The organism is Streptococcus sp. 23.2 (genome assembly GCF_016648665.1).
In the GTDB taxonomy this organism is placed as follows: Bacteria; Bacillota; Bacilli; order Lactobacillales; family Streptococcaceae; genus Streptococcus; species Streptococcus salivarius_E.
In genome coordinates, this window is record NZ_JACLQJ010000004.1 from 81,783 (window position 1) to 104,311 (window position 22,529).

Below are 22,529 nucleotides of genomic sequence, written 5' to 3' on the forward strand. Positions count from 1 at the left end.
ATTATGCAAATACCCCCCAGTAATGGAAAAGAATCAAATACATAGCGACCAAGAAATTAGCAATTAAAGTCAGGGTTGCTATCTTCAATTTTTTCTGTCGAGATAAATCAATCTTAGCTGTATTGGCGACTAGTGGCAACAAAAGAATGATAAATGGCGTGAAGTAACGACCTTGAGCACCAACAGATATATTAGCTCCCTGACCAAGAACAACTGGTGTCCACTGCATATACATTACTGTAACAGCAGCTAGAACCTCTAGTAGGAAGAGAATCCAGGATGCATTAGCAAAGTCTTTTGTAAAGAAATCCTTCTTACTTGATAGGAATAAAATAGCAAGAACAACGATATCAATAAATATTAACCAAAGTGGCATTTGCAAAGTAAGGTTACCAAGATAACCGAACATACCAAGCGACAAAATACCATTCAAATTGTCATTCAACTCAGGATTAAAGAGTGTATTACGCAAAACCTCGCCATAATGACGAAGACCGCCCTGATTCTTCATTAAGAATTGAAGAACTACTACAAGGACTACTACAAAGAGAAGGTAGAAAACTACTTTATATTTTGCAATAAAGGTCTTAATAGCTTGCACTGGACGATTTAGAAAGGCTAAGACACCTTCAAACTTAAAAGGCACAAACGGGATCAATCCCAACAATAAAACGTTATTTGGCTTAGTTGCTAACAGTAAAATCGCAAGACCTATCACCTGGATAATATTACGATTGGTAAAACGTTTAGAATAGGCAAGATTCGTGATAAAACCGAGAGCTAACATCACTTCCAAATAATTCATCACATCATAAGAAAGTGATGAAGCTTGCTGAACCATAATAGGTAGCAGCGAAATAAACATTAGGGCTGTTTTCCCATACTTGAAATAACGTATTAAAAAGTAAATTCCTAGTATATAGGCCAGTGCATTAAAGATACGCCCCATATAGATAATCATCCCGACTGTAGGACTAATCCAACTTCCAATCGTCATCCCTATCAGCTGTGGAATAAAGGAGATTGTTTTTAAACTCACACCAAATTGAAAAGGTTCTTTACTCATATCAATCTTTTGAGCAAAAATCTGTTTATATTCCGCTAACTTAACCTTGTCATTACTTGGAATCTCATCCATCCATTTAAACGATGTCTCGGTTGGTTTATGGAAGGTCTCCCAAGTCATACGCGCGTGGTTTGTTTCATCTGGCACACGATTAATTGGAAATACAAACATAAATGAGAAAATAAAAATCGTCGCTAATATGAAAAATAAATTTTCAACTTTTATTTGTTTAATTCTGTTCAAAATAAGTCACCATATCATCTTTCTTGCTTAAGGTACAGTTTTCAAGAACAGCCCGATAAGCAGCATCTGCAATTTTCTGTCTTAATTCTGGAGATAAAACCAAGGCTTCAAGCTTGTCAAACCACTCTTCATCGGTAGCCAACAATCCTGTTTCACCGTCAACGATGGCATCTAAGAAAGCTCCTATTTTGCTCGCAACTGTTGGTACTTTGACCAAGCCAGCTTCAATCCATTTAATTTCAGATTTCGCACGATTAAAGATAGAATCCACAAGCGGTGCTAGGTTAATATCAACCTTACTAATCAAGGCAGGTAGTTTGTCCCAATCCACATAATCGTGAGTTACAATTTGATTTTCAAAGGGCTTCATATCTTGCGGAATATCCAAAATCCCGACAATATGTAACTGTACATTGCTGTATTTTGTAAGCAGTTGCTTAATAGCTGGTTTAATCAATTCGAAATTCTCATTATGACTGATTGAACCAGAGAAATAACCAACCTTAACAATATCGGATGTTTGAGAATAATCTTTGATATATTGACTACTAATAGCGATTAAGTCATCAGAAGCCAAGTTGCGATTAAGTAAAACCTTACTTTGGTACTTATACAACTCCTCCTGCAACTGATTAGTCGAAGTAATGGCACCATCACAGTTTTCTAGCATATAGCCATAATTTCGAACACCTGCATCATAGTTTCCTTTTTCAACCGAATTCAACCCTTGCGTATAACTTAATTGGTCTGTATAAACCGTATCAAAGACTAAATCATCAATATCAAAGAAGACAGGTTTTCCATATTCCTTAGCCAAATGACAGAGACGCAAAAGTTCAGGTGAGATTGGTGAACGGTAGATAATGATATGACTAGCGTTTTGAGCCATCGATAGTTGGAAATCAGATAGGTTAACAACTTTGACTGCAAAACCATGCTTACGTAATTGCTCTGCCTTGTTCAAGACACGGTAACGGGTACATTGCGGAATAATATTTTCAACCCCATCAATCAATAGAATATATTGATCACGTGGAACCGCCTTAAATTTATTTACAATATCTTCCAAGATTGACACTGGGTAATCCGTTTCTTCTGCGACAAACTCTAACAAGTCAGGGACTTCCGAATCACGGTCCAGACCTTGCCACAAGAACTGGTCTTCATCATAATTTTTCAGAGCCGTGTATTTCACCAAAGGACTACCTGCTTTGAGCATCTTAAGCGGGTGGATATACATGGCAGAATCTTCGTATTCTTGCACAACCGCATCATAACGATAACCTAAATCAGCAAAATGCTTGGTAAAACGTGTCTCATGTCGACCAATAGCCTTATCACGAGAATCTGTATCCGTCAAGTGTGTCCAGTACTCATAAAAGTCATCATCGTTTAGCATGAGCTTTTCAATAACTAGGAAATAAGATTGAAGATGCTTAGGAATGTAGCCATAAGGATTCTCTTTAGTAACATCCTCTTGCTCTTCTCCAAAGGAAATTCCCCAGAAATCTAGTTGCTTATCAGCCATTTCCTGGAATACTTGAGACAAATCTCTCATCGGACCAATGTTAGTATCATTCACCAAGAGGAGCTGGTCGTAATCTTTAAGCTTGTCTTTACCAAAGGCAAAAATCCCTTCTCTAAAGGCCGCAGTATCATATCCCTTGTTATCACGAGTCAAAACCTTACCGTAGGCCTCAAGGGTATTAATATCATCATCGTGAAGCTGTCCATTGACAACGACAATAACATCATCTACCAATGGAGCCAAGGCTTGTAAGAAACGTAATTTGTATTCTTGAAGACGAGCTTCAGACTCAAAAATAACATAAACCAATGCTTTCTTACCATTATGTGACAAGGCGGAGCGTTGACTATTTCTGAGACGTCGTAACTGGCGAACCTTAAGAGGTGTCATTCGACGACGTAACTGTATCACTTTGACTTTTAAAGCTCTCAAATAATTTTTAATAGCCTTTGGATTCTTCGCAATTACTCCTGCTGTCTTTATAGGTGTAATAAGGGCGTTACCTAAACGATATGACAGTGAACTTCGGATAAGCTCCATTTCTTTATGGGCATCCTTCAATTGCTTAGATTGTGTATACTTTCTTCGTTCAAGTTGATCACGTTCTTTTTTCAAGCGATTAACATAGTCTGTCACATCATCGTGATGTTTAAGCAAGCTATCCAACCGCTCTTCCAAAACCATGAGGTTCTCACAAACTGCCTTGTAAATTTCATGAGGAAGCTTATCAAGGTACTTCTCAAGAATGTCAAGATAGATTTCATAATGGTAGCGAACGGAGTCACGTCCAGAAATTGATCCTGTTTCAAAGACACGATAATTAAGCTTAGTGCTTGGTTGATATACCGCTTTAGCACCGTTATTAATGATTAAGTTCAATAAAAAGTCATAATCTTCAAGCTTTTTACGATTTAACATCTCATCATAACGAGCATTTCCAATAATACTTCTACGAATCAAAGAACAGTTATCAATAAAACTAGCATTTAGAAAGGCAGTTAGGTCAAATTCACGGCTTTTAAGGTAGAACTCTTCTTTTTCTGGATTAAAAAGATCACAGTACGCAATATCAGCATTTGTTTCCGTCAACTTACTGTACAACTGTTCCACATAATCCGCATCGAGGTAGTTATCACTATCTACAAATAGCAAATAGTCACCTCTAATAAGCTCGAGTCCTAAATTTCGATTCTCTACTACCCCAAGATTTTCATGAGTTTCAAATCTCGTCTCACAAGGTGAATCCTTCAAAACCTCTTGGATAATTTGAGTTGAACTATCCGTCGAACCATCATCCAAAACGATTAATTCGATATTAGTATAGGTCTGATTAAAAACACTTCGCAGACACTGCTCAATATACTTTTCATGATTGTAACAAGTCACAACCACTGAGATTAAATTATTCATTTTTCCATCCATTTTGTTTAACAAAATATCAATTAGTACCTGAAAATTACTAATATTACTAAGCTTCAAAGATTGACCAAAGTAGTAATCTTTGAAAGTGCATACCACCTTAATTATACTATAGTTTGGACAAAAAATCCCCCTACTACAGACAAAGAAAAAAGCAGAACCAGCTCTGCTTTTATTTGATAGCCTTAGACCGTTTAAAATAAATATAAATGTCATTCAAAAAATAACAAGTAATAATAAATAGACTAAGCATTATAGGTAAATATGTTCGAGTACTAGAAGCATAAAGTGTAGGTGAGAATGAAATAAGCAAACGTCCCAACAGGCCAATTATAAACAAATAAGATAGCCAAACCTTATCTGCAGAGTCTGAAAGACTCCTTATAATAAACAGTAAAATAAGCAATATAACAAAATAGAATAGAACTGCTCCAAAATAAAAGAAATTAAATTCAAATGTTCCACTTTCTCTTGCAAGCTTGCTAACAACGGATAGTGTGAACAATAAACTTCTCCATCCAAACTTATGACTTAATACAGATATTAATAAAACTGTAGAAAGTATAAAACTTGTAAAATTAATTTTACAAATTGGGAAACTAAAAAGTGAAGTTATGATGCCTAAGTTGGTAATCAAACTAATAGGTTTAACAGACTGGCTAGTAATTCCATCCATTATTAGACTATTCACTTTAGAGACTTGATTTCGACTCTCATCTGCTATCCTTTTAAAAATTGTATTGATCCCACTTTCTGTAATCCTTTAGCAGCAGAAGGAATCAAAAGGAGAACATATATGTAAACATATTGGCTCTTTGTTTCCCAGAAGATATGGAAAAAGAACCCTCCGAGGAAGAAAATAATTGTAAACAGCTCAAAAGCAGAAAACTTTTTACTTTTAATATTATAGACTACAGAAATCACAGTTAGTAAATAAATTGAAACAGTAAGAACTTTACCAAAAGAATTCAAAAAATAGTATCCACTTTTTTCTTCATAAATACTCTTCAAAATTCTAGAATTCTGGACATTCCCTAAGTCAGGAAGTGGACCAGTCCATATTGATTGGAAAGTCGGTTCCAACCATGTGGATAGAATTTTTTTATAGAAAAATTTTACTGCATACATTGGTTGATTATAGAAAGTTAGCAAATTTTTTTTAAGATCATTTTTTGCTTGCTTGACAGCTTTAGGTCGATCAAAATCATTATTTTTTAGCAACAAAGAATTGTAACCATCCCACCAGCCTCCGATACTAGGTGCGACAGGACTATCTTGTGTTCCCATGGTAATATAAGCAAGCATAGGTGTCCCTTGAGAAACAGGAACATGAGTAACACTTTGATAATAGCTCTTCAAAAGGAATGATGACATAGGAATACTTATTACTATTAAAAATGTTACAATTAATTTTCGCCAATTAACATTTTCTAAGAAATTGAAAACTTGTATCAATGTAATGGCAATAACAAAAATGAAGTAATTATTTCTAATCAGACATGCTAAAGCAAAACTTAGTATACTAATCATCGCATTAGAATAGTGTAAAGTTTCATTATATTTTAAAAGATGATAGTATCCCAATAAAACAAAAAATAACCCTGGGATAGTTCCATATGCAAATAGTTGAAAGAAAAACTGTGGGAAAAATAAGAATGATAAAAGGATGGTGTAATTTATTATCAACTTATTCTTAAAAAGTTTGAAACTAATTTTATAAATAAGGAAATTTGTTCCTAGAATAAAGACGAGGTTAAAAAAGTAAATAAACCTTTCATTCTTAAAGAATAAAACGTATATTCTGTCTAATGTGGTTAATCCTAATTGATGAGGGTTTACGTACAGATAATCACCTTTTTCAGTTAAACTATTAAAAACACCGCTATTAAAATCTGCTGCAGCATTATAAACACTGGCAGCATCTGACCTTAATCCACCAACTATACGAATAATAAGAAAGAGTCCTAAAACAAAATAGACAATGGACAGGATTAAAAATAATTTTTTCGATGAAATTTTTTCTATAAAATCTTTACTTTTAAAAAGTAACAGTATAAAAAGCAGAATTAATATTGGAAAATACCAATTTGAATAAGAAAATTCAATTCTTTCGTTTGCAGATAGGGGCATATACACTGTAAACACTATAGAAGATAAAATTAGCCCTGAAAGAATAGTGGATGTTAAATAGAAGATAAATTTATAAAATAATGATGTTATTTTTTTAAAATTGTTAAAAGTTTTCATTGTATCGACCTTTTTATGTGTGTTTAACTAAGCCTGAATAATAGACCTTTTCTATTCAAAATTTGGTAAGATAGGATACCAATAATAATCTCCAATCACAGATAGTAAGTAAATAGGAAGAGTGTTCTCTGAAATAAATAGAACAACTTTTTGTAGCCACCCATTTTTAATAACAACTTTTAATTGAATAACGGAATAAAAAATTAACGAAGACAGCAGAAAGACCGGAAGAACACCGTATTCTATCCCTAAACTAGATTTTGATATCGCTGATAATCCCAAAACGCTTAATACATCAAGAATTATAATGGATAAAATAAGTTCTTTAATATTCGACTTCTTCTTAAAAGAAGCAATAAAAGCACCAACAAGATAATATGTAATAGGCCAGAGTCCCTTCCAATAATCAGTAATTAGATGAGATAAAATAATATGATTTTGCCCATTGTTATTAAACAATGAAAGAGTAGCTGGGATAACAGTAAATAGTACTAGAACACCTAATGAAATAGCTTGACTTCTACGATTATTAAATGATTTGAACCCTACATTTAAAAATGGAATCATTAGATATAACCCAATATACATATTTACATACCATGCATAGTGGCTAAAGGAAAATATGTTTACTAGTAACTTTCCAAAATAATCTATATTAATAACTCTAACGTCGAAAAAAGTATAGATAGAAACTGCAAGACAGTATATTCCAATTATTGGTAGTAATTTTATAAAGTAAGATTTACTATAGGTCTTATCTTTCATTAAATAACCTGTAGTCATAATAAATAAGGGAACACAGGTCATAAAAATCATCCAAATAAAAGATGATAAGAAAATACTTTTAAAGGTATAGAAACGACCTGATAATTGGTGTGAAGAAAAAAATGCACAGCTACTAAAAAACTATTGCAATACATTAACGTATATTTATGTTAAATATTCTTTCTTTCATAACTCTCCTTATCCTATCCCCAAATGAAAAGATAGCATAACACCATCTTTCCATTTACATTATTTCACTTCTTGTTTGCAAAACTCTTTCAAAGCATCTTGCCATGTTGGGATGACAAATCCCGTAGCCTTAGCCTTAGCCAAACTCATCGTTGAGTTAAGTGGGCGTTTAGCTTTAGCTGGGAATTGGCTTGAATCAACTGGTTTCACTTCAACATCTGTATCTTTAAGAATTTCAACTGCAAAGTCATACCAAGTGGTATCTTCTTCCACATCATTAGACAAGTGATAGTAACCATAATCTTTACGATTTTCTGCTAAATAAGTCATAAACTCTGCAAGAGTACGTGTCCAGGTTGGACGACCATGTTGATCATTGACAACTGTAAGCGTTTTGTGAGTTTTAGCAAGGTTTTGCATGGTGAAGACAAAATTTTTACCATAGTTACCGAACACCCAAGCAGTACGGATAATGTAGTAGTTAGTCACATGTTTTTCAACTAGCTCTTTACCCATACGTTTTGTACGACCGTACTCTGTTTGAGGATCTGGTTGATCGTCTACTTCCCATTCTTGTCCGACTGGCTTATTCCCATCGAACACGTTCCATTTCCCTATAAAACAATGGGATTGATTCTTCTTCGTTAAAACATGGGACTACAACTGATATAACCATTCATTGCTCCTATTAACATTTGCTACTATCTTATCGGTAAACTATAAATTTTCTAACTATCCTTTACAATAAAGTTTTGCAAACAGTTTTAATAAACCGAATTTTTCAATCAAGTTCATTGTAAAGATAGCTAATTTAACCATCAATCTCTCATCTCTAATTTCTCGATTAAAAACAGAAAGAGTGGACTTCATTCCATTTATCCTGATCCAATCATTAATTTCTTTATATTGACGTAAAAACTCCTCACTTGTGGAATGTCTCCCACCGTCCAATAACCAATAAAGAGTAAATTTTTTTATAAAGAATTTAATTAATTTAGTTTCGGAAAAATCATTTGGGATAATCCCTGCTATCTTATCAAGAACATTCTTGATATCTAATTTTGGATTAAAACCCTTATTTAATGTATTAGATGCACTATTCTCATTGTAAAACCAATTATATCCACAATATGGTATAGTTCTAATATTCTTAGATTTTGTATACACGGTTAAACTGAATAACAAATCCTCAGCCAACGGAATATCTGGAAAAGAAAGTTCGTTATCTACTATAAATTTTTTTCTATAGATGCGAGCACATGGTGAAATTGATCTATATTTCGACCATTTATCTTTACCCAATTGGATAGAAAATAGTTGTTTGCCATCTTGATTTACTCTCTGAAGTCCACCAATTACTGCATCATCCATCCCTCTTGAGATTTCATCGTAAAATACTTGCAAGTAGTCTGGGTTTATGTAATCATCACTGTCAATAAACATGATGAATTCACCTTTTGCAAGCTTAATACCTTCATTTCTAGTATAGGCTGCACCTTTATTTTCTCGGCTCAAAATTCTAATATTTGGAGAAAATTGTTGGTATTCACTCAAAATTTTGAACGAACTATCTTTTGACCCATCATCAATTGCAATAATTTCAAATGATTTAAAACTTTGATTCAAAATGGAATCTATACATCTTTTCAGATATAATTCTGCATTATATACAGGAATAATGACACTAATTTTAGGCGCTTCTTTCACAATCTTATCCTTTTAATTTTTAATATCACTCATAGTTTTTGCAGATAAGTAAGATAATAGAACTTTTATATTGTTATCAAACCTCAAGCACGCAATCTTTAACCATTCGTATCCTGACTCTTTTTATAAAATCGATTTATACATTTTGCCAATCCGTTTGGCCAAAAGAGTTTAAACATCATGTAATCTTCCTTTGTTCGAGTATTATCACTAATGGTATTACTCGTTTCAGAATCTTCATGAATACGATGGCACATTAATTTTTTTGGAACATATACAAATCTACCATCGAATTTAGCCAAATGGTACCAAGCAAGCCAATCTAGACTAACTCTCCATTCCTCATCAAATCTAAACCCTTTAACCAATTCTAAATTATAAGTTACAGCAGGACAACAAATCGGATTTCCAAAAGCAAGAATCCTGTTTCTCCACCATTTAGTTTTAGGGAATAATGAGATTGTTTTTAACATTAATGATTTGATTTTTAGATTTGAAGTCGGTTTAATGACCTCTCCATTTTTTTCTTCAAAATAATCAGAATAAAGAATGATAGCATCTTGATATTTCTTTAATCTCTCTTTAATTTCCATCAAATAGGTTGGCTCATAATAATCATCCTGATGGGCAATTGTAGCATATTGGGTAGTAACAAAAGATAAAGCATTATTCCAATCTTTCCCAATCCCACCACCAACACTTGTATTAAACGGAATAGCATATTTTTGGCAAATACTTTCGATAAATACACTTGGAGTAGAAGTATACAAAATGATATTACTTTTTACGGTTTGGCTTAATAACGAGTTTATACAATCCTCTAAAAAAGGACTATCCCCATAAGCACAGATTACAAATGTATGATCATTCCACTGATTCATATTTTTGAATCTCCTTCCTTCTCATAATTACAAAGACAATCCAACTTGCAACTGTGTAAAATAGCATAACCATAACAAAACTAAGCCCTGCTCCAAACAAACCAAACTCCCTCATTGCTAGAGGCGTAAGAAGATTTGTCAACAACGCCATTGCGATATAAACATAGAGTAGATAGACTTGCTTCCTCAATATAATTAAAAAATCACCTATGACAGAAGCTATAGAATATAAAAAGCCGGAAAGCACTAAAATAGTAAGTAATAAACTATAATTTGATAAATCAATACCACTTATAATATTCAAAATAGGAATCCCTATCAAATAGGCCAATATTGATACTACCAGTCCCAAAATCATAAGCAATAATAAAATCTTTCGAATCATAGCATTAAACGTATGAAATCTTTTTTCTGACCATTGTTTTGCCAAATCGGTAATTAACGGTCTTAATGCTAATACAAATAAACTCATAAAGAAAACAGGCATGAATAGAATACTGAAGTCTCTTTGAGCACCTTCACGTAAAACACCCTCGACTAGCAATTTATCAATCACTTGTTTTGGATAATTCAAAACATATACCAATAAAAAGCCGTTAACAAACAAGGGAAGGCAAGTTTTCATGATACTAATTGATTGCTTAAATGTAGCATATGAAATCTGATTAAAAGCTATCGTTCTTATTTGTTTGGATTGGACGTAATCACCCCCAAAAACAAAAACAACATTAAAAAAACATAAACAAATTAAAGAAAAAATTAAAGAATTTGAAAGTAACAAACTTATTAGGAGAATGATTGTGCTCGAACCATAACGCAGTACCATTAATTTCCCTGCAATATCTAAACGTTCATGTTGTTGAAATAAACCTTGGAATAAATCAGAAAAAGCATCACATGAACGATAAAGCACCGTTAGGAATATAATTAAAAATAAATCCCCTTTTTCAACATTATTTCCACTAAAAAGTAAATATGGAAATAATGTAACTAACATTAAACAAACTGTAATAACCCTAGTTAGCCAATATTCTAAATAGGAGTATGTTTCTTTCAAATCAGTCGCCTGATAATTTCTTACTTGAAACATACCAATGACAATCCAGAGATTCCCAATTGCATAAGCCAAACTAAAATTATCAGCATCACTTGCGGAAGTATAACGAGAGACAATAATCAAATACAATATTGAGACTGCAGCTGCTGCTATATTTCCTGCAAAATTCCAAAAATAAATACTCCTATTTACTTTATTGTTCATTTTCATTCTCACTTCTTAATAAGGCAATCGTTTGTGACAATTTCTTAATCTGTACTGATTGTTTTGATACAGTACGAGTTAATGAAAATATTAAAAATATTAATAAAAATGTACTTAATAAAAAAACAAAATTACTAAGTGTCTGAATACCAAGAAATGCAGATATTGCTCCAATCAAATTAGGAAACCAAATGACTGGCAACGAGAGCAAACAAAGAATGAGCCAAGAAATGACATTTCTCATTTCAACGACTTTCTTTGCAACTAGACGAAGAATATAAACGATAAAAATAATTACAATAAGGGTTAACCAAATATTTAGCATGTTATTTCTTATATCCTCCACCAATTCTAGCCAATAGCATTGCCATTGTCACTTTGATCATATAGTAAACAGACTTACTTAATGTAATCGATGATTCTCCGTGTTCTCGTTCATTCATCAAGACCGGTACTTCTGCAACGGAATAGCCCGAGGTCAAAAGGGATACAATCGTCTCTGGTTCTGGATAATCACTTGGATATTGCTTTGCGAATTCCTCAATCACTTTTCTGTCAGCTACTCGTAAACCGGAAGTTGGATCAGTTACCTTTTGACAAGTCAAAACCTTGATTAATTTTTCAAAAAATGAAATCCCAATTCGCCGCGCAAATGAGGATTGGAAACCTTGATTTTCAATGAAACGTGAACCAATCACCATGTTGACTTCTTTTTCTTGAAGAACTTCTAACATTTTTTTAATAAATTCAGGATTGTGTTGGCCGTCTCCGTCGACTTGGACAGCGTATTGGTAGCCGTGTCTAACTGCATATTGATATCCTGTCTGTACAGCACCACCAATTCCTAAATTGATAGGTAAATCAATGACATTAAATTGATTCCTTTTACAAATTTCCAAAGTATTGTCTGTGGAACAATCATTGATAATGACATAATCAAATTCTGGTGTATGTTCCTCAATCTTCTTAATTGTTTTTTCGATATTTCCACTTTCGTTATACGAAGGAATAATAATTAACAAATCTGAAGTTCTCAATCCTCATACTTTCCCTTCTAAGTATATCACTTCTTGTTTGTAAAACTCTTTCAAAGCATCTTGCCATGTTGGGATGACAAATCCTGTAGCCTTAGCCTTAGCCAAGCTCATTGTTGAGTTAAGTGGGCGTTTAGCTTTAGCTGGGAATTGACTTGAATCAACTGGTTTCACTTCAACATCCGTATCTTTGAGGATTTCAACCGCAAAGTCGTACCAAGTTGTATCTTCTGCTGCATCGTTTGACAAGTGATAGTAACCATATTCCTTACGGTTTTCAGCCAAATAAGTCATAAACTCTGCCAAAGTACGTGTCCAAGTTGGACGGCCATGTTGGTCATTGACGACAGTAAGCGTCTTGTGAGTTTTAGCAAGGTTTTGCATAGTGAAGACAAAGTTCCTACCATAGTTACCAAATACCCACGCAGTACGAATGATGTAGAAGTTAGAAACATGTTTTTCAACAAGTTCTTCACCCATACGTTTTGTACGTCCATACTCTGTTTGTGGGTCTGGTTTATCATCAACTTCCCACTCTTGACCGACTGGTTTTTCACCATCAAAAACGTAGTCTGTTGAAATATAAACAAGCGTTGCACCATACTTTTCTGAAGCTTTAGCTACATTTTCAGTACCAGTCACGTTGATAGCATAGTCAAGTTCTTTACCCTCATCTTCAGCAGCATCCACTGCAGTATAAGCTGCACAGTGGTAAACCAAACTTGGTTTCACTTCTGCGAACACTTCGTCTACTTTCTCAGCATTTGTGATGTCCATCTCTGCTACGTCTACTGCTACATACTCTTCGTTGCGTTCGTCAAGAAGGTGACGAAGTTCAGTTCCGAGTTGGCCATTTGCACCTGTTACTAGAATCATAATTTTCTCCTTGAAATATTCATTAATAGCAATTTCATTTTAACAAAAAAAGCAGAAAAAATCTGCTTTCATTTATAATTCTATACAACAAATTTATTTGTATAAATAGCTGGTTATCTTCACCCTTTTTCTTTAACAATATAAACTGGTCGCTTCTTGGTTTCTAAAAAAATCTTGGAAATGTAGTGACCGATGATCCCCAAGGCTAAGAGTTGGATTCCTCCGATAAAGAGGATGATTGAGACAAGGCTTGCCCAGCCTGCAACACTCCCACCTATAGTTAGTTTTCGGATAACGACAAAGGCAATTCCAACCAGGGAAACTAAGAATGAGAAGGTTCCTGCCCATGTGGCAAGCTTCAACGGTACTTCGGAGAAGTTAATAAAGCCATCAAGTGAATAGCTCAATAGGCTCCAGAAAGACCATGAAGTTTCTCCTGCCACACGTTCACGATTTTCATAAGAGACATAGGCCACATCAAAGCCGACCCAAGAAAAGAGCCCTTTTGAAAAGCGATTAACTTCCTTGAGCTCAAGGATGGCGTCAACAACCTGACGCGTCATCAAACGGAAATCACGCGCCCCGTCTACCATTTCTGTGTCAGAAACTTTATTAATCAACCAATAAAAGGCCTTAGCAAAGAGTGAACGAATAGGTGGCTCACCCTTGCGGTCAGCACGTCGTGTCCCCACAACGTCGTAACCTTCTTGGATTTTGGCATACATCTCGATGAGCAGTTCAGGTGGATCCTGAAGATCGGCATCCATAACTGTGACGTAGTCACCTTGGGCTGCCTCAAGTCCAGCAAGTAAGCCTGCTTCCTTCCCAAAATTACGAGAGAAAGAGAGATAGTGAACATTCTCAAATTGCTTTGAAACTTGTCTCAAAACTTCCAAGGTGCGATCTTTTGAACCGTCATTGACAAAGTAATAGTTGAAAGCTAACTGATTGGCCATTTGTCGCTCAACTGCCTGACAAGCCTCTAAGAAAGGATGAATGGTCTCTTCCTCGTTATAACAAGGAACAACAATAGCTAATTTTTTCATAATCATTCTCCTAACGAATACCTAGGGCGATACGGGCATAACGACTCATCTTTTCGATAGTCCATGCTGGTGTCCAGACCAATTTAACCTCTGTCTTAGTGACTTCTGGCACTTCTTTCATAGCGTCATAAATTTGGTCTGTCAAAAGGTCCGCCAGTGGGCATCCCATAGTCGTCAAGGTCATATCGATTTCAGTATAGCCATCTTGCTGGAAACGGATATCGTAAATAAGGCCAAGGTTGACAATATCAATCCCCAACTCAGGGTCAATAACCATTTCTAAAGCTTCCAAGATACGATCTTTGATTTTTTCAATTTCTGCTTCAGTGTATTTTACTTCAGACATAGCTTTTCCTCCAAAATCAGGGCCTAATAATCAGGCCCCTTCCATTTACTATCTTAGTCTTCAATAAAGTCTTTAAGTTGTTTACTACGGCTTGGGTGGCGTAATTTACGAAGGGCTTTAGCTTCAATCTGACGAATACGTTCACGAGTAACGTTGAAGACTTTACCAACATCTTCCAAAGTACGCATCTTCCCATCGTCAAGACCGAAACGGAGCCGAAGAACATTCTCTTCACGGTCTGTAAGGGTATCAAGCACTTCATCCAATTGCTCACGAAGAACCACACGAGTTGTGTAATCTACTGGATTTTCGATAACTTCATCCTCGATAAAGTCACCCAAATGGCTATCATCTTCTTCACCGATAGGTGTCTCAAGAGAAACTGGCTCTTGAGCAATCTTAAGGATTTCACGAACCTTATCTGGAGTCATATCCATACGTTCAGCGATTTGCTCAGGTGTTGGATCTTGTCCCAACTCTTGCAAAAGGTTACGTTGCTCACGCACCAATTTATTAATAGTTTCAACCATGTGAACTGGGATACGGATGGTACGTGCTTGGTCTGCGATAGCACGAGTGATTGCTTGACGGATCCACCATGTCGCATAAGTTGAGAATTTGAAACCTTTAGAGTAGTCAAATTTATCAACGGCTTTCATAAGCCCCATGTTACCTTCTTGAATCAAGTCCAAGAACTGCATACCACGTCCCACATAGCGTTTAGCGATTGAGACTACCAAACGAAGGTTGGCTTCTGCCAAACGTTGTTTAGCTTCCAAGTCACCATTTTCAACAGCGATAGCCAATTCTTTTTCCTCTTCGTTACTCAAGAGAGGAACTACTCCAATCTCTTTGAGGTACATACGAACAGGGTCATTGACCTTAGCTGAGTTTGAACCAAGAAGTTCCTCATCTGTCAACTCTTCTGGTTTTGGGGCTTCAACAACATATTTAGATGAAGGATTTCCATCCTTATCAGTGATAGAGATACCACCGTCTGTCAAACGTTCCAAAAGGTCATCAATCCCATCAGCATCAAGAACAAATGGGATAACTAGTTTTTCTGTTACTTCATCATCAATTGCTGTACCAGCTTTTTTGTGGTTACGAATGAAATCAGCGACTTGAACATTAAATGCTGTATTTTTTTTTTTCTTTGCCATGTGTTACTCCATATCTCGTTTTTGGGCGATGAGCATCTGCAGGGCTTCCACCGCTGCATCCACATCACCGTGGTTACTTGATTCTCTTATTTGTTTACTTTGCTTACGAAAGTCCTGTTCCCTCAAAAAATGATTTCTACGCTCTTCAATAGCCTGGACTTCTTCAAGACTGGTTTCAGGTGGTAAAATCTCCTCTAAAACCTGATAATAGGCTGTTTGTACCTCTTGAGAAAGTAGAGACAAAGCTACGGTATCAATCTGACCATCTTGCTTCAGAATATGATAAAGCTCCTCTAACTCAGGTGTTTGGAAGAAAAACTCCTCTCTCATGCGATAGTCATTTAAAATCATCGGATGGTTAAGCATACGATGGAAGAGTTGATTTTCCGCCCGACGAAGACCTGTAATCTTAGGTGTAGAAGGTAGTTTGACCGTCCCTCTATATCCTGACACTGAAGACTCATAAGCACTATTACTAGCAGCCGATAATTGAGCCGTCTGCTGATTCCTCATGGTCAATCGTTCATTATTAACCGCTTGCTCGACTTGGAAAAAATCAAAGTCAGGCAAAAGGTCAGCCACCTTAGAAATGTAGGAATTTTGTGCTGTCACAGAAGGTGACTTGGCAATAATCTTAGCAATCTGCTCAACATAGGCAATCTCTGCTTGAAGATTGTCTACATTAGCAGGTTTTAGCTGTCCAATCCAAAATTCCACATCTGAAATGCGGGACTCGACCAAGAGTTTCCCCAAAGCCTCTTCGGATGTTTTCTGTAGATATTCATCAGGATCCATATTGTCTGGAATTTTAACAATATCGACTTGAAAATCCGATAAAAGCTCAAGAGACTTGGCGATTGCATTTTGCCCAGCCTTATCACCATCATAGGTCAGAACAATTTTCTTGGTGAGTTTACGCAGACGATTGACATGTTCAGGGGTCAACGCCGTCCCCATAGAAGCCACAGCATTAACATGCCCAGCCCTATAGGCAGCAATGACATCCATGAACCCCTCCATCAGATAGACCTCATGGGTCTTCTGAATTACCGGTTTAGCCTGATCGAGGTGATAAAGTTCATAAGACTTATTGAAAATACGGGTAGCCCTTGTATTTTTGTACTTGGCTTGTCCTTTTTCAATATCGTCCTTAGTCCAAACACGCCCTGAAAAACCGATGGTCTTTCCAAACTCATTCTTAAGCGGAAACATGATTCGATTTTTAAAAGTATCGAAAAGACGATTACTTTCAGAAAGATTAAAAAGACCTGATTCTGTCAGCACCTCTTCGTCATATTTTTTTGATACAGACTGATAGAGATAATCTGGTTCGTCAGGGGCTAGACCAATCTGGAAGGTCTTAAGTAAATCGTCAGTCATACCACGCTCATAGAGGTAGGCACGCGCTGCTTCTCCTATCTTGGTCGTCATCAGAACAGCGTGATAAAACTTCAGCGCATCCTCATGAAGATCATAGAAAGCTTGATTAGGAGAATTCTGCTGCTGAGCCTGTCTTGGTGCGTCTATCGTAACTGCAATACCTAAGCGGTCTGCCAGAACCTTGACACTTTCTTGGAAAGAAATCTGACGGTATTCCTCTAAAAATTTAAAGACATCTCCAGACTTTCCGCAACCAAAACAATGGTAAAACTGTCTGTCCTCAATAACATTAAATGAGGGGGTTTTCTCCTTATGGAAGGGGCAGAGACCTAGGTAATTGCGACCTGCACGATTAAGACTGACAACTTCGCCAATCACGTCGACGATGTTGGTACTGCTCTTAATATCTTCTATTAAAGCTTTATCAATCACCATCTGATCGCCCCCTATCTTACCATAATTGCATTACCCCTAATTATAACACGATGAAAAATGAAAGTAAAATAAAATCAATTTTTCATGAGCAAATCTCTTGTCAAGATTTACAAAATCGGATAAACTATTAAAATTAAATAAAAGAAAGGATTCATTGTCAAAATGATTAAAGAACTTAAAGACTTTTTGTTCAAGAGTAACGTCCTTGATCTTGCTGTAGCCGTTGTTATGGGGGCTGCTTTCAACGCTATTATCACTTCACTTGTTGGTGATATCATCACACCACTTATCCTTAACCCAGTTGTTAAGGCCGCTAACGTTGAGAACCTTTCTAAATTGTCATGGAACGGTATCGCATACGGTAGCTTCTTGAGCGCAGTTATCAACTTCATCATCGTTGGTACTACTCTCTTCTTCGTTGTTAAAGCTGCTAGCAAAGCAACAGCTCTTAGCAAAAAAGAAGCTGAGGATGCTGCTGAAGCAGCAGGTCCATCACAAGAAGAATTGCTTGCTGAAATCCGCGATCTTCTTGCAAACAAATAATTTTTATTTGTTCAACTAAAGACATATGAAACTTAAGACGCCTGAACTATCAGACGTCTTATTTTTTATATCTCGCGAATACCAACTGTTTATCTATACTAGGAAAAAGAAAAAACTTGAGTAAACTCAAGCTTTTCTCTGTTAATTTCATTCTTAATTAGAATTTTTTACGTTTGCGAGCTGCCTCTGATTTACGTTTACGTTTTACAGAAGGTTTTTCGTAATGTTCACGTTTACGAGCCTCTTGAAGAGTACCAGCTTTAGTCACAGAACGTTTGAAACGACGAAGAGCGTCGTCAAGTGATTCGTTTTTACGTACTACTGTTTTTGACATTGAATTCACCTCCTCAAGATAATGTAACATTTTACACGTTCTACTCAAGTATACAAGACTGATCTTTTTCTGTCAAGAAATATCTTTTAAGTTTGAGTATTTTTGATGTCAACGCTATTTTCTAAGTACTATTGGAGATTATCAGGGGCTTTACCATACAAAAAACTAGAGGAATCATCCTCTAGTCTCTCTTTTATTCAACTGCTGTATATTTAGAAGCATCCTTGATGTACTCGTCGTAAGTACCATTGTCTTTCAATTTCTTGACGACTTTGTTGACTACTTCTTTCAATCTTTCGTTGCCTTTAGCCATAGCGACTGCTTTTGCATCGCCATCATCAACTTTGAGGGCAACGCTTGCCAAAGCCAAATCTGAATTTTGTGCCACGTAACCTTCTGCTACTGGTTTTTCAAGGTCAACAGCATCAACTTGGCCAGATTTCACCTCGTTAATCGCCTCACCCATTGCTGTAAGTGATACGACTGTTGAATCTTTCAATTGTTTCTTAGCAAGGCCTTCTTCAATGGTACCTTTTTGAACTGCTACTTTCTTACCTTTGAAAGCATCAAGACTTGAGTAAGTAGACTCTTGATCTTTGCGAACGATGATAGCATTTTGTGTTTCGTAGTAAGGATATGAGAAATCAAAGGTTTTCTTACGTTCGTCTGTTACTGAGATACCTGAAATAGCAAGATCAGCCTTACCTGATTGAAGGCTAGAAAGGACATTGTCAAAGCTCATTGTTGTAACTTCAAGCTTAACACCGAGTTCATCAGCGATAGCTTGTGCCAACTTGATATCTGAACCAACTACTTGGTCTTTACCATCTACCAATGTTTTGAACTCAAATGGTGCATAGTCTGGGCTGACAGCCACGACAAGTTTTTTATTTTCTTTAATGGATAAGTAAGCATCCTTTTTTGACCCACAAGCTACTAAAGTCACAGTAGCAAGGAGAGCCATAGCCCCAAGGAAAAGTTTTTTCATTTTCATAAGAAACTCCTGTATAAATATAATTTTTCGCTTGTTATTTTACTTAAAATTAGTAGCATTGTCAACATTTATTAAGAAATTGCGACAGTTTTTCCAAGCCCTTTTGAAGGACCTCCTTATCGCAACAATAACCAATGCGAACATGTGACTCCTTGTCAAAACGGTTACCTGGAACCACAAGCACACCATACTCCTGAAGAAGCTCTAAGGCGAACTCTTCAATGGGACGGTCAACATCTAATTTGACGAAGGAAGTTGACACACGGGCAGGACGAATCCAGCTAGCCTTAGGTTCCTTGGCAATCCATTCATCCATAAGAGCTAGATTTTCCTCTACAATCTGACGATTACGCTCTAGGATGGCTTCTTTATTTTCCAAGACAAGGGTAGCCACCATATCATCAAAGACACCCGCACAAATCATCGTGTAGTCACGGTAGTCACGCAGAATGTCCGCCACCTCTGTGTTAGAAGCAACCCAACCCACACGAATACCAGGAATGGAATAGGTCTTTGACAGACTATTGACGGCAATGCCCTTTTCATACAAATCTACAATAGAAGGCGTAGGCTGGTCAAAACTGCGATAGACCTCATCTGAGAAGATATAGGCGTCTACTTCTTTAGCGATAGCCACTAGCTCCTCGAGGTAAGCAGCGTCCATAAGGGCACCGGTAGGATTGTTGGCGTTGTTAATACAGATCATTTTGGTATTAGGACGAATGAGACGGCGGAGTTGGTCCAAATCAGGCAACCACCCCTTGTCCTCTTCAACCTCCCAGAGATCCACGTCTGCTCCTAGCGACTTAGGAATGTCATAGAGCTGTTGATAAGTTGGATACATGGAGATGACATGGTCCTCAGGCTCAATAAGCGCATAAAGGGCTAGCATCGTCGCTCCTGTAGCCCCATTGGTTTGGAGGATATTATTAACCGGCATGTTCTTGTATAAGCTAGCCACTTGAGTTTTGAACTCTGGTGACCCCTCAATCCAGCCGTAATCCATCTTTTTCTTTAGAAGTTGGGCAAAAAAGGCATCCTTATCAAGGCCTGACAGGTCAAATAATTCTTCCATTGTGAGGGCCTTAATTGAAACTCCTGCGATATCATATATGGCAGATTTTTCATGGACATTAAGCCATTCTTCAACACCAAAACGTGGTAGCTTCATAGTTTCTCCTTGCTTTTCTTAAGCACTCTATACGATGTCATTTGTCTATTTGAACAGACTTACCTACTTTGATAATAACTGTTTTTAGCAGAGAATTCAATAAAAAATGGGGTATTGCCCCATTTAGATTTAAGAATTTTTGGCGACTCCCCTTAAGTGAGTAAAGCGAGGACCAAACGAGACTTTCCGCTGTTGATGAAAGCACCTGAAACGAGTAAATTTCAGGTGCTCGGGAGTTTTAAACTTACTTACTTTGTTTGTAGGTTGATGCTTCTTTCAACCATTGGTCAAATTTTCCAGAGTCCTTAGTCTCTTTGATGACGGCATTGATTTCTTTAAGCAAGTCATCTGAACCCTTACGTGTTGCGACGGCATAAGCATCTGTGCCATCTGACTTGAGATTAAAGTTGGCAAGGGTTAAATCATCATTTTGAGCGATATAACCTTCTGCAATGGCCTTCTCAAGTACAACTGCTTGAAGCTGTCCTGACTTGAGTTCGTTAATCATTTCACCATTTGAAGACAGTGATACCACACTTGCCTTAGGGATTTGTTTCTTAGCAACTGTTTCTTGAACAGACCCTTTTTGCGTACCGACCGTTTGTTTTGCGAGACTATCAGTGCTTGTGTACTCATTTACCTTGTCTTTTTTGACAATCACTACATTTTCTGACGTATAGTAGCTGTCAGAAAAATCATAAACCTTCTTACGTTCGTCTGTCACCGAAATCCCTGCAATGGCGATATCGGCTTTACCACTTTGCACGTTAGCAAGAACATTATCAAAAGACATCACTGAAAATTCAACCTTTACGCCGAGTTTTTCACCGATAGCTTTGGCCAACTCGATATCTGCTCCAACCAGCGTATCTTTGCCGTTAACCAACGATTTGAACTCAAAAGGCGCAAATTCAGATTCTGTTGCCACGACAATTTTCTTCTTTTCCTTAATCGTTTTGGGACTTACTCCCTGACTTCCGCTACAAGCAACTAGAAAGCACGTGGCGACTAGAGCTGTAAGGATAAACCAAAATTTTTTCATATAATAACCCCTTATTTAGTAGAACTCTTAAGAGAGAGAGCATAGGCATCTTGAACATAGCTGTCAATTTTACCTTCTTTTTTGAGTTTAGCGATAACCTTATTAACCTTTGCTTTTAGCTTATCGCTTCCTTTAGGCATTGCGACGGCATAGGCATCTTTTGAATCTGACTTGAGCGTAATGTCTGACACAGCTAGATCACTATTTTGATCTACATAACCTTGTGCTATGGCCTTTTCAAGAACCACTCCTTCAACTTGACCAGATTTCAATTCATTGATAGCTTCACCAGGTTGTGCCAAGGATACCACATTAGCATCTGACAAATTGGCTTTGGCGATATTTTCTTGAATAGAACCTTTTTGAACGGCTACAGATTTTTTAGCAAAATCACCAGTTTGTTTGTAAGTTCCTGTCGCATCTTTTTTGACAACAAGAACCGTTTCAGACTCATAGTAGGTATCTGAGAAATCAAAGATTTTTTGACGTTCTTCAGTAGCTGAGATTCCGGAAATGGCGATATCTGCCTTACCAGATTGAACATTGGCTAAGACATTATCAAAAGACATTTCAGAAAATTTGACTTTTACACCAAGCTCATCTGCAATAGCCTTAGCAATTTCAACATCTGCCCCAACAATCGTATCCTTACCATTTTGGATTGTCTTGAATTCAAAAGGAGCAAAGTGTGGATTAAGAGCAACTGTCAAAGTTCCTTTATCTTGTACCTTTTCCAAAGTGTCCTTCGACGAAGAACAAGCTGCTAAAGTCGTCAAAGCAAAGATCCCTGCAAATCCCAACAAAATTTTTTTCCATGTTTTCATAATCAATCTCTTTTCTATATTTATTAACTTATGTA

The 22,529-nt window shown here is 36.5% G+C and carries 20 protein-coding genes and 1 pseudogene; 1 reads left to right on the forward strand and 20 read right to left on the reverse strand.

Annotation, left to right across the window (positions count from 1 at the left end; all coding sequences use genetic code 11):
• Position 1: 1 nt before the first annotated feature.
• The 15 genes and pseudogenes from H7T98_RS03590 to dnaG form a co-directional block, all read right to left on the reverse strand.
• Positions 2 to 1,309: a DUF2142 domain-containing protein gene (locus H7T98_RS03590; protein ID WP_201061282.1), complete on the reverse strand. Its 1,308-nt coding sequence runs from the start codon at positions 1,307 to 1,309 to the stop codon at positions 2 to 4.
• Complete coding sequence (locus H7T98_RS03595; protein ID WP_201061284.1) at positions 1,296 to 4,247, reverse strand: rhamnan synthesis F family protein; 2,952 nt, start codon at positions 4,245 to 4,247, stop codon at positions 1,296 to 1,298. Before H7T98_RS03595 ends, H7T98_RS03590 begins: the two co-directional genes overlap by 14 nt.
• Positions 4,248 to 4,976: 729 nt before the next feature.
• On the reverse strand, positions 4,977 to 6,503 hold the full coding sequence (locus tag H7T98_RS03600) for a beta-carotene 15,15'-monooxygenase (protein WP_201061286.1): 1,527 nt from the start codon (positions 6,501 to 6,503) through the stop codon (positions 4,977 to 4,979).
• 51 nt (positions 6,504 to 6,554) lie between these two features.
• Positions 6,555 to 7,343 (reverse strand): acyltransferase family protein, encoded by a 789-nt coding sequence (locus H7T98_RS03605; RefSeq protein WP_262407724.1) that lies wholly within the window; start codon positions 7,341 to 7,343, stop codon positions 6,555 to 6,557.
• Positions 7,344 to 7,517: 174 nt separating this feature from the next.
• Positions 7,518 to 8,066, reverse strand: a pseudogene (locus H7T98_RS03610) (sugar nucleotide-binding protein); the annotation flags it as partial.
• Positions 8,067 to 8,189: 123 nt separating this feature from the next.
• Positions 8,190 to 9,164, reverse strand: a complete 975-nt coding sequence (locus H7T98_RS03615; RefSeq protein WP_037603089.1) for a glycosyltransferase family 2 protein — start codon at positions 9,162 to 9,164, stop codon at positions 8,190 to 8,192.
• A 98-nt stretch (positions 9,165 to 9,262) separates the two neighbouring features.
• The gene (locus tag H7T98_RS03620; protein WP_037603092.1) at positions 9,263 to 10,045 is read right to left on the reverse strand and encodes a glycosyltransferase family 2 protein; all 783 of its coding nucleotides are present in this window, start codon (positions 10,043 to 10,045) and stop codon (positions 9,263 to 9,265) included.
• Positions 10,029 to 11,306 carry a lipopolysaccharide biosynthesis protein gene (locus H7T98_RS03625; RefSeq protein WP_037603122.1) on the reverse strand — a complete coding sequence of 426 codons (1,278 nt, stop codon included), beginning with the start codon at positions 11,304 to 11,306 and terminating at the stop codon, positions 10,029 to 10,031. The genes H7T98_RS03620 and H7T98_RS03625 overlap by 17 nt, the downstream gene beginning before the upstream one ends.
• On the reverse strand, positions 11,296 to 11,631 hold the full coding sequence (locus H7T98_RS03630) for a DUF2304 domain-containing protein (RefSeq protein WP_037603095.1): 336 nt from the start codon (positions 11,629 to 11,631) through the stop codon (positions 11,296 to 11,298). Before H7T98_RS03630 ends, H7T98_RS03625 begins: the two co-directional genes overlap by 11 nt.
• Position 11,632: 1 nt before the next feature.
• Positions 11,633 to 12,343, reverse strand: coding sequence for a glycosyltransferase family 2 protein (locus H7T98_RS03635; protein ID WP_037603098.1), 711 nt, complete (start codon positions 12,341 to 12,343; stop codon positions 11,633 to 11,635).
• Between the two features lie 3 nt (positions 12,344 to 12,346).
• Positions 12,347 to 13,216 carry a dTDP-4-dehydrorhamnose reductase gene (rfbD, locus tag H7T98_RS03640; RefSeq protein WP_037603101.1) on the reverse strand — a complete coding sequence of 290 codons (870 nt, stop codon included), beginning with the start codon at positions 13,214 to 13,216 and terminating at the stop codon, positions 12,347 to 12,349.
• A 119-nt stretch (positions 13,217 to 13,335) separates the two neighbouring features.
• Positions 13,336 to 14,262, reverse strand: a complete 927-nt coding sequence (locus H7T98_RS03645; RefSeq protein ID WP_201061288.1) for a glycosyltransferase family 2 protein — start codon at positions 14,260 to 14,262, stop codon at positions 13,336 to 13,338.
• Positions 14,263 to 14,272: 10 nt separating this feature from the next.
• A complete protein-coding gene (locus H7T98_RS03650) occupies positions 14,273 to 14,608 on the reverse strand; it encodes a metal-sulfur cluster assembly factor (RefSeq protein WP_002884757.1) in 336 nt (111 codons plus the stop codon).
• A gap of 53 nt (positions 14,609 to 14,661) precedes the next feature.
• On the reverse strand, positions 14,662 to 15,771 hold the full coding sequence (gene rpoD / locus H7T98_RS03655; RefSeq protein WP_201061290.1) for an RNA polymerase sigma factor RpoD: 1,110 nt from the start codon (positions 15,769 to 15,771) through the stop codon (positions 14,662 to 14,664).
• A gap of 3 nt (positions 15,772 to 15,774) precedes the next feature.
• Positions 15,775 to 17,586, reverse strand: a complete 1,812-nt coding sequence (gene dnaG, locus H7T98_RS03660; RefSeq protein ID WP_201061292.1) for a DNA primase — start codon at positions 17,584 to 17,586, stop codon at positions 15,775 to 15,777.
• A 162-nt stretch (positions 17,587 to 17,748) separates the two neighbouring features.
• Between dnaG and mscL the strand changes: the two genes are divergently transcribed.
• A complete protein-coding gene (gene mscL, locus H7T98_RS03665) occupies positions 17,749 to 18,129 on the forward strand; it encodes a large conductance mechanosensitive channel protein MscL (RefSeq protein ID WP_201061294.1) in 381 nt (126 codons plus the stop codon).
• Positions 18,130 to 18,286: 157 nt separating this feature from the next.
• Here the strand turns inward: mscL and rpsU are convergent, their stop codons facing one another.
• From rpsU to H7T98_RS03690, 5 genes are all read right to left on the reverse strand, one after another.
• The gene (rpsU, locus tag H7T98_RS03670) at positions 18,287 to 18,463 is read right to left on the reverse strand and encodes a 30S ribosomal protein S21 (RefSeq protein WP_002884573.1); all 177 of its coding nucleotides are present in this window, start codon (positions 18,461 to 18,463) and stop codon (positions 18,287 to 18,289) included.
• A gap of 193 nt (positions 18,464 to 18,656) precedes the next feature.
• Positions 18,657 to 19,451 carry a transporter substrate-binding domain-containing protein gene (locus H7T98_RS03675; protein WP_201061327.1) on the reverse strand — a complete coding sequence of 265 codons (795 nt, stop codon included), beginning with the start codon at positions 19,449 to 19,451 and terminating at the stop codon, positions 18,657 to 18,659.
• Positions 19,452 to 19,518: 67 nt separating this feature from the next.
• Complete coding sequence (locus tag H7T98_RS03680) at positions 19,519 to 20,628, reverse strand: aminotransferase (RefSeq protein ID WP_201061296.1); 1,110 nt, start codon at positions 20,626 to 20,628, stop codon at positions 19,519 to 19,521.
• A 244-nt stretch (positions 20,629 to 20,872) separates the two neighbouring features.
• A complete protein-coding gene (locus H7T98_RS03685; protein ID WP_201061298.1) occupies positions 20,873 to 21,670 on the reverse strand; it encodes a transporter substrate-binding domain-containing protein in 798 nt (265 codons plus the stop codon).
• An 11-nt stretch (positions 21,671 to 21,681) separates the two neighbouring features.
• Positions 21,682 to 22,494: a transporter substrate-binding domain-containing protein gene (locus H7T98_RS03690; protein ID WP_201061300.1), complete on the reverse strand. Its 813-nt coding sequence runs from the start codon at positions 22,492 to 22,494 to the stop codon at positions 21,682 to 21,684.
• Between the last annotated feature and the right edge of the window lie 35 nt (positions 22,495 to 22,529).

Excerpts from the sequence above, each read along its gene's own strand:
- H7T98_RS03595 (WP_201061284.1), bottom strand. The coding sequence starts at position 4,247 with ATGAATAATTTAATCTCAGTGGTTGTGACTTGTTACAATCATGAAAAG.
- H7T98_RS03600 (WP_201061286.1), bottom strand. The coding sequence starts at position 6,503 with ATGAAAACTTTTAACAATTTTAAAAAAATAACATCATTATTTTATAAA.
- H7T98_RS03620 (WP_037603092.1), bottom strand. The coding sequence starts at position 10,045 with ATGAATCAGTGGAATGATCATACATTTGTAATCTGTGCTTATGGGGAT.
- H7T98_RS03625 (WP_037603122.1), bottom strand. The coding sequence starts at position 11,306 with ATGAACAATAAAGTAAATAGGAGTATTTATTTTTGGAATTTTGCAGGA.
- H7T98_RS03630 (WP_037603095.1), bottom strand. The coding sequence starts at position 11,631 with ATGCTAAATATTTGGTTAACCCTTATTGTAATTATTTTTATCGTTTAT.
- rfbD (WP_037603101.1), bottom strand. The coding sequence starts at position 13,216 with ATGATTCTAGTAACAGGTGCAAATGGCCAACTCGGAACTGAACTTCGT.
- H7T98_RS03645 (WP_201061288.1), bottom strand. The coding sequence starts at position 14,262 with ATGAAAAAATTAGCTATTGTTGTTCCTTGTTATAACGAGGAAGAGACC.
- H7T98_RS03650 (WP_002884757.1), bottom strand. The coding sequence starts at position 14,608 with ATGTCTGAAGTAAAATACACTGAAGCAGAAATTGAAAAAATCAAAGAT.
- rpoD (WP_201061290.1), bottom strand. The coding sequence starts at position 15,771 with ATGGCAAAGAAAAAAAAAAATACAGCATTTAATGTTCAAGTCGCTGAT.
- dnaG (WP_201061292.1), bottom strand. The coding sequence starts at position 17,586 with ATGGTGATTGATAAAGCTTTAATAGAAGATATTAAGAGCAGTACCAAC.
- mscL (WP_201061294.1), top strand. The coding sequence starts at position 17,749 with ATGATTAAAGAACTTAAAGACTTTTTGTTCAAGAGTAACGTCCTTGAT.
- rpsU (WP_002884573.1), bottom strand. The coding sequence starts at position 18,463 with ATGTCAAAAACAGTAGTACGTAAAAACGAATCACTTGACGACGCTCTT.
- H7T98_RS03675 (WP_201061327.1), bottom strand. The coding sequence starts at position 19,451 with ATGAAAAAACTTTTCCTTGGGGCTATGGCTCTCCTTGCTACTGTGACT.
- H7T98_RS03680 (WP_201061296.1), bottom strand. The coding sequence starts at position 20,628 with ATGAAGCTACCACGTTTTGGTGTTGAAGAATGGCTTAATGTCCATGAA.
- H7T98_RS03685 (WP_201061298.1), bottom strand. The coding sequence starts at position 21,670 with ATGAAAAAATTTTGGTTTATCCTTACAGCTCTAGTCGCCACGTGCTTT.
- H7T98_RS03690 (WP_201061300.1), bottom strand. The coding sequence starts at position 22,494 with ATGAAAACATGGAAAAAAATTTTGTTGGGATTTGCAGGGATCTTTGCT.